We start from the raw sequence: 11,966 nt of genomic DNA, 5'->3' as shown, positions 1-11,966 counted from the left end.
TTAATAGCTAGCTGTTAGCCCGCCCTCAATCCGGCAAATCAATGGCCTAACAATGTGTATTTACCCCACGCTGTGTGCCAACAAGTTGTACTGAGATCAAAACAACCCCGGCTTTGACTCGCAACCTGCCGCTAAAGCGATTGGACGATTAAAAGCTAGCTGTTAGCCCGCCCTCAATCCGACAAATCAATGGCCTAACAATGTGTATTTACCCCACGCTGTGTGCCAACAAACTGTACTGAGATCAAAACAACTCCGGCTTTGACTCGCAACCTGCCGCTAAAGCGATTAGTATTTAGCTGTTAGCCCGCCCTTAGTCCGGCAAGTCAAGGAGTTAGTATGAGTATAAAGCGGATCAACCAGTTTTTTAATCCCCGTTCGGTGGCGGTTATTGGTGCCTCTAGTAATCCAGGCCGAGCCGGTAACGTGGTGATGCGCAATCTGCTACACGGCGGGTTTAAAGGCCCTATTATGCCCGTTACACCAAAATACGCTGCCGTTCAGGGGGTATTAGCTTACCCAACCATTGCCGATCTCCCCCAGGTACCCGACCTGGCCGTTATCTGTACCAACAAAGCGACGCTGACACAGATTTTAACCGAGCTATCTGAGCGGGGGTGCAAAAATGCTATTGTTGTGGCTGCGGGGCTCGACAACGAGCAAAAACAACGCTTGCAGGCACTTGCCAGAGACAAGCAAATCACACTGCTGGGCTCTAATAGCCTGGGTATGCTGCTCCCTCACCTCGGGTTAAATGCCAGTTTTTCTCATACCACCGCCGACGCGGGCAAACTGGCCTTTATCTCTCAATCTGCCGCGGTCTGCTCAACCATACTAGACTGGGCTAAAAGCAAACGCATCGGGTTTTCCTATTTTATTTCTCTGGGCGACAGCCTGGATATCGACTTTGACGAATTACTGGATCTATTCGGTAGGGATGCCAAAACGAAAGCGATTTTGCTGTATATTGACAACATCAAAGATGTACGTCGTTTTATCTCCGCAGCAAGAGCTGCCGCATTTAGTAAACCCGTCATTGCTATCAAAACCGGCCGTACTCAAGCGGGTGCTGAGGCCGCGGTGATCCATACAGGTGGGTCAACCTCAGACGATGCGGTGTACGATGCCATGTTTCAGCGCGCAGGTATGCTCAGGGTCACCGATCTGCGAGAGCTATTTGCAGCCACACAAACGCTGGCTCTGCACCCAAAGCTATTACAGGTTGAACATCTCACCATACTCACCAATGGCGGTGGCCCTGGTATAATGGCCGTGGATACCTTATTACAGCGCAGCGGTAAACTCGCCGAGCTCAGTGACAAAACCATTGCGGCGCTCAATGCCGTGATCCCGCAATCAAACCACACTGCAAATCCGGTTGATATTTTCGGCGACTCAGCGCCTCACCGCTATCAACAGGCACTGGAGATTTTACTCAAAGCGGAGGAAGTGAAGAACTTACTCATCATTCATACGCCATCCGCCCTGGCCCCCAGTGAAGCGTATGCCCAGATCATTGCACAAACCCTGAGTACGTTACCTAAAATGGCTCGCCCCTTTGTGATGACCAACTTTATGGGCGAAGAAGCTGCCTGGGAGGCCCGCGATGTCTGTGTCGAGCACAGCATTCCAACGTATCGCACACCCGAGGGCGCCGTCGGGGCTTTTATGCACCTGATCAGCTACCGGCGTAACCAAAAACACCTGACGCAAACCCCGGAGTCCATCAGCCAGGATGAACTGATCCACAGCCACAGCGCCAAAGCGCAGATTGATAGCTACCTTGATCAGTCACTCACTCAGCTCTCGACCCATCAGGCCAGCCAGATCCTCTGCCATTACGGCATGGAATGCATAGAGACAGACATAGCACTGACTCCCAGTGAGGCCAAAGAGCAGGCACAAATACTCGGCTTTCCTGTCGCGCTCAAACTGCTCAGTCCGTCTATACCGTCAAAATCTGAGGTCGGCGGCGTGGTGCTCAACCTCAATGATGGCGATGAAGTGGAACAAAGTGCCTTCGCTATACTCCTGCGTATCAAGCAAGCCTACCCGGATGCCATTATCGAAGGTTTCTCTTTGCAAAAAATGGCGCCCAGGGCTGGCAGTCAGGAATTACGCATTGCGGTCAAAACCGAGCCCGATGTCGGACCCGTTATATTGCTCGGTGAGGCTGGCACCGGATATAACTTCAATCAGGCGGCCGTTGCCCTGCCCCCGCTAAACATGAATCTGGCTAAATACCTGATAGCAGCGGCGTATGATAAGGGCGTCCTGAAAGAACGCCTGTTACCGGAGAAAGTAGATAAGTATCGTCTGTGCGCGTTGCTCACCCGCGTCTCCCAGTTAGTGGTGGATCAACCAGATATTCAGGCTGTGGAACTGAACCCCATTTTAGCGACCGATGGACACTTTTTGATCCTCGATGCCAATATTGCTTTGCAGCGTTACGAACCGCTCCCCGGGCGCAAGCGATTAGCCATCAAACCCTATCCAAAAGAGTGGGAGCGATCGGTTACCCTGAAAAATGACACCCAGGCGCAGCTAAGGCCAATCCGCCCCGAGGATGAACGTAACCACCAGGAATTTGACCAGTCCCTGAGTAAAGAAGACAGATACCGACGCTTTTTCGGAGAGCTGCCACAGTTTACCCATGAGCAATTGGCTAAAATGACGCAAATTGATTATGACCGTGAAATGGCATTTATCATTACCGAGCCCTATAAAAGCGCGCAACGGACACTAGGGGTTTCGCGAGTGCTGATGGACCCGGACAATTTACTCGCCGAATTTGCTGTGGTCGTGCGTTCAGATTGCCAGGGTCTGGGCCTGGGTAAACTCCTGATGGAGGCAGCCATCAACTACTGTAAACGTCAGCGCGTCGGATCTATTGAAGGGATCACCTTACCAGAAAACACCGGTATGATTGGGCTGGCGAAAAAACTGGGGTTCACGGTGACCCGAGACTTTGAAGAAGGCACTGTGGTAATGAGAATGCCACTCACAGCACAGTCATGAAATACAACCCCAAATTGCAAGGTTAACAAGATAACTATGGATCTGACACTCAGACAAAAAACCGCCGGGCTACTGGAAGCCAGTGGGCGATTCAGAAAAGCCGGGCATGCCATAGATGTGTTTCTGATCTCGCTCATCATTATCAACGTCATTGCCATAGTACTGGAGTCTGTGCCAGCACTTGCTACGCGATATCACAGGTTGTTCTTTTTCATCGAAGTCACGTCAGTGGCGATTTTCACCATTGAATATCTGCTCAGGCTATGGTGCTGCGTTGATAAACTGGAATTTAAACATACGTCAGGCAACAACACGAAAAAACGTATGCGTTATGTGTTCTCGCCACTGGCCATTATCGATTTACTGGCCATTCTCCCCACGATACTCATGGTGTTCTTCACCTTTGACCTGCGTTTTTTACGAGTATTCCGTTTGCTGCGTATTTTCAAACTGACCCGCTACTCTCGCGCAATGCAGCTATTATTAGCGGCATTCAGAGAAGAGAGCAGTTCATTACTGGCAGCTTTCTTTATTATGTCACTGGTGTTGATTGTGGCGTCGTGTGGCATCTATCTCATTGAACATGACGTGCAGCCCGATAAGTTTGGCTCTATCCCGGCCGCCATGTGGTGGGCAATGGCCACACTCACCACGGTGGGATATGGTGATGTGGTGCCCATCACACCTTTGGGGCGATTTTTTGGCGGAGTGATCACCTTACTGAGTATGGGTATGGTCGCTATCCCCACGGGTCTGCTGGCGTCCAGCTTTGCCGATCAACTGAGAAAACGCCGCGATGCCTTTAATGAAGCCGTGCTGCACTCACTGATTGATGGGGTCGTCGATGAGCAGGAAAAAGAGCACCTTGAAGCCCTCCGAATTGAACTGGGACTCAGCGCAACGGAAGCCAATCAGGCCATCAAAATGATGACCAGCCAGCGCGTACACAACCACTACTGCCGTCATTGTGGCGGCAAGCTATAGCACAACAAAGGCCTGCTTCACGCAGGCCTGTCACTAGCTGGCACGTGCAAATACCTGATGCCAGTTGCGTCTTAATAGTGCGCCGGCTTCGCTCGCAGGTAAGGCTTTACTGAACAGATAGCCCTGGAAACGCTCACATCCCAGCATTCTCAGAAAAGACAGCTGCTCCATTTGCTCTACGCCTTCCGCAACACAATACTTACCCAGACTATGTGCCAGCGATAAGGTGGAGTGAATGATCACTTCGTGTTCCTTGTCGCAGCCAATGTCGCTGACAAAACTGCGATCAATTTTGAGCGCATCGACTGGATACTGTTTGAGGTAGGTCAGCGAGGAGTACCCCGTCCCAAAGTCATCCATATAAAGTCGGCAGCCCAGCGCCCTGAGTTCATGCATACGCACGATTGCCTGCTCCGCATCTGCCATCATCACTGATTCGGTGATTTCGAATACCAGATAGCGACCGTCTATACCATTACGTGCCAGAATATCGGTGATCCGGGCCAGTAACTCTTCGTACTGGAAATCCAACGCCGATAGATTAACCGAAATATATAGATCGGGATGGGTTGTGTGCCACTCTTTCAAATCGACCAGCGCCCTTTCCAGGGTTTGCAACATGACCCGGGTAATGATCCCCGTCTGCTCTGCGGTATGGGCGAGCTCCTCGATGCTATAACTGGGCGTTTGTGGCCAGCGCAGCAAGACTTCAAAGCCTTCTACCGACATATGTGTCGCATTGATGATGGGCTGATAATGATTACGAAATGCTTCTTCCTGATAAGCTTTTAACAGCGCCTGTTCGATAGCCAGAGCACGCTGAACCTGCTCATTGATCTCACTATGATAGAATTGATAATCCGTGACCAGAGACTGTCTCGCATGGTTCAGTGCCGTCTCCGCGGCCTGATTCAGGTCAAAGGCATCACTGGCATCATCAGGGAACATGGCAATCCCCAATTTCGCTTTCACATGGACCTGTTGCAGCTCAATCTCAAACCCTTTTTCAAATCGCTCAAGCAAGCAATGAATATATCGCATTACCTGTTCCACGCCTGTCAGCTGCTCCATTAGAATATAGAAGTCTCGCTCATTACCAATGGCCAGGCTGTCGACTTCCCGAAAACAACACTGCAAGTTGGTTGCAAGTTTTTGCGTAACAAGCGCCAGGAAGTCGTTGCCATAGGTATCCGCGAATCTTTGCAAGCGGCTGAACTTAATCGCAATAATCGCCAGAGGCTGACGTGATAAATGCGCCTGCTCTATCGCATGCTGCACGCGGTCCATGAACAGTACTTTGTTTGGCAGCTTGGTCAACGCATCATAGTTGGCCAGTTGATACAGCTCTTTCTCTGTACGCTTTTGTTTGGTGATATCGGTCAGTACTAAAATATAATGCTTATCTTCCGTCGCACTGATTTTTAGCAGTACCTGGCGCTTTTCGCCGCTGGGCAGTCGCAAAGTTTCCTCGGCAACATATAAGTCATCGACTTTTAATTTACTGATTGCACGCAGATACTTCATTCTGACGTCTCGCTCCAGACCCAAAGTAACACTGGTACTGGATGAGGGCGCCGCACTGACAGAGAAGGCACTTTGCAGGGCTTTGTTGCAAGCCAGAATACGCAAATGCTTGTCAAAGATCATGACCCAGTCACGAGTTTGCTCAAACGCCGCACCAAACAGGGTTGCCCGCTCTTCGAACACACGCTCCCGAGTCAGGTTAGTATAGGTCCCGGCAACCTGCACTGGCACGCCATCCTGCCACGCCATCACTTTGCCGTAGTCCTTGTACCAACGCCATTGACCATTGATGTGACGCAGACGATAAGTGCAGTCAATAAACCCTTTTTCGGTTGAGACAAATTCCAGCCATTCAATCCGGAACAGAGCGCGGTCCTGTGGGTGGATCAACTCCAGGTATTCGTCTAACACCAGGCTCTCGTTACTGTAACCCAGGTCGCTCACGAGCCGTGGCTGGTACACAAACTGGCTTCCGGATTGCCAATCCCAGACGCCCGAGTTACTGCCCTCCAGAGCCATCTTCAGGCGCGTTTCGCTGTTTTGTGTCTCTCGGTGCGCAGCCAGGATCATACCCGCCACTTTGTTTTTCCGGTGCACCCAAAAAGCGAATAAAGCGGCAGCCAGCAGGACATAGCAAAACAGTGCCCAGGGCGCACGCCAGATGGGGTAATGCACCACAATCTCTAATTGAGCAGGTGGGGTATAATCCCCCGTCAGTGGGTCCTTCGCCCATACTTTGAGGCGATAATTGCCGGGGCTTAATTTAGGAAAAACCACCCGGTTACTATTACGGCTCAGAATGCGCTGCTCACCCGAGAGCTGATATTCATAAACGATACGCTCTTGCAGCGTAAACGCCATGGCCGAAAACGACACTTCCAGCCCAATATCATCATGATTCAGTTCGATGTATGAAAATGACTTGAGCCCGGATGGCAAAAGATCCCGAGACATCAGATCAACATCGGTTATGTTCACCCGATTTAGCAAGGATTTAGCAGGACGATGTGCCTTGGGATCGAATAGCGTGAAGCCCTGTAACGAGCCATAACCAATGCGGCCATCCGACAGCTTGACTGACGCCCCACCGTTAAATTCATTGCTCATCAGACCGTCGGCCGTGGTAAAGCCCTGAAGATGAAAGTTGTCCGGATCCAGCCGCCAGATCCCCTGGTGAGACGACATCCAGATCATGCCGACATCATCCTGCACCATTTCATACAAGATATTATTGGTGACGGTATGCTGCTCATTGGGCATAGGCAACAACTCGTAACCATCTGCTGTAAGGCGCACCAGCCCATGCCTGGCAAACGACAGCCACAGTACATTATGCTTATCTATGGTATAGCTCAGTAAATCGACCGCACTTTGCTTATGTGCTTTGGGCACCTGGTATATCTCAACCAGCTGGTGCGCCTGCGTATCATAACGGAACAACCGACCCTCGCTATAAAAAACAGGGTCCTGAGGGTGTGTACTTAATGGCTTATAAAAACCATAGCTCAGGAAAGGGTCAAACCGATCGAATTCTTCGCCTAATTTCGAGAGCGTGCCGGTATTAATGTCAAACACATAAAAGCCAGTTTTCTCATCGACCAGATAGAGCTGACCATCCCCTACAATTACCGCACCTTTGACAAACCCGGACAGTACGGCAGTGGCAGTGTCATCCTGTGCCTGGGGCCGGTAAATTTGCTCAGAATCAGGCTCGAAAATAAACAGCCCACGGTTACTGCTCAGCCATAGTTTGTCCTGATAATTCAGTAAACCAAAGATGGTAAACTCGGGATAAAAACCATCCCCCAAAAAGCCCGCTAAATACTGTTCGGAAGTTCGGGTTTGTGGATCATAACGGGTTAACCCATCTCGTGTACCGGCCCAAATAAAGCCATCGTACTCGACCAGGCCCCATACCGTGCCTTTCGAAAAGCGTCCTTGTACAGATCCCGGATGAACATTATCAAACCCCTGCGACTCTGCCGGTAAGTAAAATGCGCCGTCTTTTTTGGTCGCGATCCAAATACCACCAAAATCATCACGAATGAAGTAAATCACGCTGCTGTCCGAAACCGCATAATGACTACTGGCAAGCCTTGTATCGCGATGGACTGCACCAGTGGCGATGTCATAGTGCATCAGACCATGATCTGTCCCCAGTAACAGCTGTGTGCCATTGCGCTCAATTTGCCAAATATTGAGCTCTTCAATCAAGGTTTGGTAAGGCACGTCGGCCTCAAAATCACGGCGTAATGCACTGATATCCAATTGGTACATGCCAATTACGGCCCCCAAGATCAAAGTGTCGTCATCGAGCAGATGCATTGATTTGGTATTGGTCTGAAAAGGGTGCGTGATCTGATCACGGTGAGTAATAGCGCGCAACTGCTCTGTATCCGTGTTATACACAAACAAGCGTTCAGCCGATGCTATGAACAATAAGTTATCGTGTTTAAGTAGACCTCGCACTGCCATTTGACGATCTTCGACAGGCAACATTATCTCCTGAGTGATGTTCCCTGTACGCGTATCCATCACAGCGACATTTTGTGCTCTGCCCAACCACAGCTCATACCTACTCTTACTGAGCATTTGAAACACGCTATTTTTAAAGTAATCCTCTTCAGACTCTGGCGCTGACGTATAACGACGATAGCTGTCTTTCTCGGGGTCATAACTAAACAAGCCTGCACGCCCCGACGCTATCCAGATGATGCCATTTTCGTCCTGATAAATGCGGTCGATCTGCATTTTGTTCAGGTCCTGATTTGGCCCACCGACCTCTAGCACCTGATACCCATCATAGCGATTCAGGCCGCCTTCGGTTGCCAGCCAAAGGTATCCATTGTCATCGACCAGCAAGGTGTTCACATAGCTTTGCGACAACCCCTCTGCCGGAGATAAGCGAGATACCTGCGCCAACGATAGGGAGGTAAACACAACAAGGATAAAGCTGAGAATTATTCGCAACATAGTCGATTCTACTCAGGGTTAATACATTGCATTGGCAGGATCTGCCGACCTTGTGCAACATAGGTATGATATTTGTCTGCCAGTCCCTGAGGCAGTGCCAATGGGTCAATCGCCTTAAAGCCCAGACCTGCGTAAAACGCACTCAAATGACGATAAGCAAAGGTGTACAGTGGAGCCTGTTGGTGTGCCAGCACGGCATTCAAGAGGACTTTTGCAAACCCCTTGCCTCGTTGCTCAGGCGCAACCAGCACTGTTGACAAAAAACAATGTCCTGTGACGTGCTGTACTCTGCACGCCGCAACAATATCCGGGCCTTTAAGCACCCAGTTTTGATCCTGGCGAGTCGCCTTCCCCCGGGCTTTGTGGGTTTGATAAAACTTATTCACCAGAGGTGTCTGAATGGCCGGTAATACCTGAGCAACAACTTTCATGGCTATGCCAGCATCAGCCCCAGATAAAATTCGAATTTTTCTTTCAACATCGCCTGCTCTGACAGAGGGCGCTGATTAATCGCATCATAAATGGCCTCACGGCTATTCTTGCCGCGTTTGATTTGATAAGCCCAGAAAGACGCTTCGTACTCTAATTGAATTTGATATTTATCTTGTCTCGATAAATTACACAGGTTATAGCTCATAGTAAATTTGGTTACAGCAATCTCTGTAAAAAGTGTATCATAATTACGCTAAGGTGTATCCGTTCATGTACACGCTCAACGCATGTTACCGACGTGCTACTTTCTGCCGCAGCGCCACTGCTAAAATAAGTGGGGTCGATTTTTATAGGGAGAACCATTGCGAATTTTCAGTTTGTTATTGTTATGCTGTCTGAGTGCACACAGCGTCGCAACCGATAACCGCACACTGTACTTTAATCGCCCGGCGGATACCCCTCAGGCGAGATACGTGATTGAGTTATTACAAACCGCTTATCAGCAGCTGGGTTATAAGTTAGAGGTTGTTGATTTTAATCGCCAAAGTGCCCTTATCGCTGCCAATAATGGTGCCCTGGACGGGCAACTTGGGCGGATCCATGGCGTGACCAAGGCCTACCCCAATTTACTCCAAGTACGCTTTCCTTTGTATACTTTTAACTTACAGTTACTCAGTCGCTGTTTAAGTTGTAGCTTTGAGCAGCTCGACTCACTGGTTATTCAAAGCGGTTATCTGGTTTCAAACCAGTATCTGGATAGCGCGCCCTTCAATGGCCAGCTAATCGAGGTAAAAAACAATATCACTCAGCTCAATCTGGTTACCCAGGGAAAAGTGCAGGCAGCGTTGGTGGTTGACTTTCACTTGCGAGAGCATCTGGCGGATATGGATTTGGAGACATTTAAAATTGATACGCTGCTGACCATTGAGACTTATCATTATTTACACATTAAGCACAAAGCCCTGATCCCCCGCCTTGAAGAGGCCTTACATACCCTGGCAAAAAAGGGCACTGTGGCCATGCTCAAAGCAAAATACCAGATTTAAAATAAGTCTTCCTGATCCCCTTGCTGTTGAGCATCCGCTGGTTCAGCCTCTGCGCTGCGCTTTTTCGCCGCCATCACCCGCTTTTGGCGTTGCGCGCATAGCTCAATCACCTTACGCTTTTGCTGCTCACTCAGCGCATGCCAATGAAAGCGCTCTTCGCGACTGCGAAAACACCCTTTGCAATAACCCCGATTATTCACCTCACAAATACCCCTGCAAGGGCTGGGAATTTCAAAAATCTCAATCTGTTCCATATGCTTCACTGGTTACTCTTTATCCGGTACTATGGCCAAATTGATACTCAGATCGCGGCTTACCAACATTAATTTGAGTATAATATAGACTAAAATTAATTATCCATAACTGTATAGTCTCAAGGAGACACCACACATGAAAAAATGGTTTTACCTATTCCTACTTTTGCCCTGTTTTGCTTACGCAGATTGGCACAGTGGCAAGGTTGAAATGATAGCAATAGGCTATGATGGCAAAACAATTTCTATTGGCATGGAAGGCTCAACAAAGACAGAATGTACCTGCTATCCAACCTGGCCAAACCGGTTTTGCCTGAATAGAAACAGAGTTTCATTCAACGAGGAGTTTTCGTTACTATTATCTGCCAAAGCGCAAGGTAGAAGTGTTTCACTGCAAATAGATGAGACCACTTGTATGGTGAATGCCATGTATGAAAATTAATGCCTGTTAATTTGATTTTAAATAGCCTGACTGTAGGTAATTGAACTCAAAAAGAAAGCCTGCGGATGTGAGGCTTTTACATAACGGTCCAATGAGTTTTGCCTACAGTGCATGTTTTTAGGGAAATGGTGATGTGACCCCGCCTTAGCAAAGCGTTCGGAAGATCACCAGCAGGTATATCTTGTTCAATTGAATAGGTGCCACATTCAGTTCCTTTATTGTTGCTCGTACATGCCGCAATCCGCTAGTTCTTCCATTCGTATTTATCGATAAAATAACCAAAGTGATAAGCAATTATAAAAGTCACCAAGAGAACTAATAGAGAGACTCCCAACCTCTTCCAAGCAACGACTTTTAATTCAACAGGGTTCATCAGAGTAGCCAATAAATTCCCCAGTACACTAAAGAAAGAACCTAAAAGCATAAACAAAAGAGCAAAGCCCAATATTTTATCAGTCATTTAATTACCATATAGTGCTTTCGCGCTCTTTTTAAAGTGAAATATATAGACGCTCTCGCGATGTCCATTCAACCACGTCTAGCTTACAAAAAAGCGCTCACTGAGCGCCGATTTTAAAAGGGTGTCATCTTAAACTATTTCTCTTATTTCACCTTAGATTCCAAGCGGTACTGTTCTTCAAAATCCTTTAAAAACTCCTTTGCCAAATCTTGGCCTAGCTTATCTGCTTTTAATAGTAGCCTCTTAGCCTCGGTAAAGTTACGCTCTTTAACAAAAATAATAGTCGCTAGCGCTAAAATTCCATCTGCATTATTAATATCTTCAGCATGCCTGAGATAGCCTAAGATCACCTGACTATCCATAGTGGCTAAAGCGCCTTCTGAATCGTGGCTCAACTCATTCAAGAATTTTGTTGTTAAATTTACACCTAACAGAACACTGGCCTGCCTATTACCTTGATCTGCTGAGCTTTTTAACCATTTATTCGCAATTTCAATATCATGTCTGACAAACAAACCATGGTTGATTATGAAACCCAGAAAATACTGAGCTTCATGATCACCATAACGTGCTGCTTCAATTAAATAATTAACCGATTCATGAGCTTTCTCTGAGAGAGAGTCTGTGAATTCATAAAACACCAAAAAAGACATCACCTTCGATTTAATATCACCTAACTTTGCCAAGTTACTAAATTTCTCATACGCTTTTATTTCTGAAAAATCAGCACCTCTATTTTCATAATAAGACAAAGCATCATTTAGTAAATTTGGGGCAGCGTCATCAGCCTTCACTAAATTTGAGTAAATCATTATGGATAAAACAAAAAACAA

General features: G+C 48.0%; 10 protein-coding genes. 4 read left to right on the top strand and 6 right to left on the bottom strand.

The genetic code is table 11. The features are described 5' to 3' along the window. Positions 1-339: 339 nt before the first annotated feature. Complete coding sequence (locus QNM19_RS19805) at positions 340-3,018, top strand: bifunctional acetate--CoA ligase family protein/GNAT family N-acetyltransferase (protein ID WP_284027127.1); 2,679 nt, start codon at positions 340-342, stop codon at positions 3,016-3,018. Between the two features lie 36 nt (positions 3,019-3,054). Next, the gene (locus tag QNM19_RS19800; protein ID WP_049866417.1) at positions 3,055-4,002 is read left to right on the top strand and encodes an ion transporter; all 948 of its coding nucleotides are present in this window, start codon (positions 3,055-3,057) and stop codon (positions 4,000-4,002) included. A 33-nt stretch (positions 4,003-4,035) separates the two neighbouring features. On the opposite strand, the gene QNM19_RS19795 is transcribed toward QNM19_RS19800, so the two are convergent. Genes QNM19_RS19795 through QNM19_RS19785 form a run of 3 tightly spaced genes read right to left on the bottom strand, consistent with a single transcriptional unit; the run spans position 4,036 to position 9,136 of the window. Beyond that, positions 4,036-8,499: an EAL domain-containing protein gene (locus tag QNM19_RS19795; protein ID WP_284027126.1), complete on the bottom strand. Its 4,464-nt coding sequence runs from the start codon at positions 8,497-8,499 to the stop codon at positions 4,036-4,038. Between the two features lie 8 nt (positions 8,500-8,507). After that, positions 8,508-8,930: a GNAT family N-acetyltransferase gene (locus QNM19_RS19790; protein ID WP_049865453.1), complete on the bottom strand. Its 423-nt coding sequence runs from the start codon at positions 8,928-8,930 to the stop codon at positions 8,508-8,510. Positions 8,931-8,932: 2 nt separating this feature from the next. Continuing rightward, entirely contained in the window at positions 8,933-9,136 is a 204-nt protein-coding gene (locus QNM19_RS19785) for a DUF3283 family protein (protein WP_010387258.1), read from the bottom strand. Between the two features lie 157 nt (positions 9,137-9,293). Here QNM19_RS19785 and QNM19_RS19780 point away from each other — a divergent pair, with 157 nt between their 5' ends. Beyond that, a complete protein-coding gene (locus tag QNM19_RS19780) occupies positions 9,294-9,977 on the top strand; it encodes a substrate-binding periplasmic protein (protein ID WP_284027125.1) in 684 nt (227 codons plus the stop codon). Here the strand turns inward: QNM19_RS19780 and QNM19_RS19775 are convergent. Further along, positions 9,974-10,231: a DUF1289 domain-containing protein gene (locus QNM19_RS19775; protein ID WP_082225512.1), complete on the bottom strand. Its 258-nt coding sequence runs from the start codon at positions 10,229-10,231 to the stop codon at positions 9,974-9,976. The genes QNM19_RS19780 and QNM19_RS19775 overlap by 4 nt on opposite strands. Before the next feature lie 136 nt (positions 10,232-10,367). Here QNM19_RS19775 and QNM19_RS19770 point away from each other — a divergent pair, with 136 nt between their 5' ends. Next, entirely contained in the window at positions 10,368-10,673 is a 306-nt protein-coding gene (locus QNM19_RS19770; RefSeq protein ID WP_049865455.1) for a hypothetical protein, read from the top strand. A 244-nt stretch (positions 10,674-10,917) separates the two neighbouring features. On the opposite strand, the gene QNM19_RS19765 is transcribed toward QNM19_RS19770, so the two are convergent. Both QNM19_RS19765 and QNM19_RS19760 read right to left on the bottom strand, forming a co-directional pair. After that, complete coding sequence (locus QNM19_RS19765; RefSeq protein ID WP_049865456.1) at positions 10,918-11,133, bottom strand: hypothetical protein; 216 nt, start codon at positions 11,131-11,133, stop codon at positions 10,918-10,920. 143 nt (positions 11,134-11,276) lie between these two features. Further along, positions 11,277-11,966: a tetratricopeptide repeat protein gene (locus QNM19_RS19760; protein ID WP_156202370.1), complete on the bottom strand. Its 690-nt coding sequence runs from the start codon at positions 11,964-11,966 to the stop codon at positions 11,277-11,279.

The organism is Pseudoalteromonas ardens, assembly GCF_030125445.1.
Classification (GTDB): Bacteria; Pseudomonadota; Gammaproteobacteria; order Enterobacterales; family Alteromonadaceae; genus Pseudoalteromonas; species Pseudoalteromonas ardens.
This window is presented reverse-complemented; position numbering and strand designations above follow the sequence as displayed.

Coding starts and splice junctions, on each gene's coding strand:
- QNM19_RS19805 (WP_284027127.1), top strand. CDS start 340: ATGAGTATAAAGCGGATCAACCAGTTTTTTAATCCCCGTTCGGTGGCG.
- QNM19_RS19800 (WP_049866417.1), top strand. CDS start 3,055: ATGGATCTGACACTCAGACAAAAAACCGCCGGGCTACTGGAAGCCAGT.
- QNM19_RS19795 (WP_284027126.1), bottom strand. CDS start 8,499: ATGTTGCGAATAATTCTCAGCTTTATCCTTGTTGTGTTTACCTCCCTA.
- QNM19_RS19790 (WP_049865453.1), bottom strand. CDS start 8,930: ATGAAAGTTGTTGCTCAGGTATTACCGGCCATTCAGACACCTCTGGTG.
- QNM19_RS19785 (WP_010387258.1), bottom strand. CDS start 9,136: ATGAGCTATAACCTGTGTAATTTATCGAGACAAGATAAATATCAAATT.
- QNM19_RS19775 (WP_082225512.1), bottom strand. CDS start 10,231: ATGGAACAGATTGAGATTTTTGAAATTCCCAGCCCTTGCAGGGGTATT.
- QNM19_RS19770 (WP_049865455.1), top strand. CDS start 10,368: ATGAAAAAATGGTTTTACCTATTCCTACTTTTGCCCTGTTTTGCTTAC.
- QNM19_RS19765 (WP_049865456.1), bottom strand. CDS start 11,133: ATGACTGATAAAATATTGGGCTTTGCTCTTTTGTTTATGCTTTTAGGT.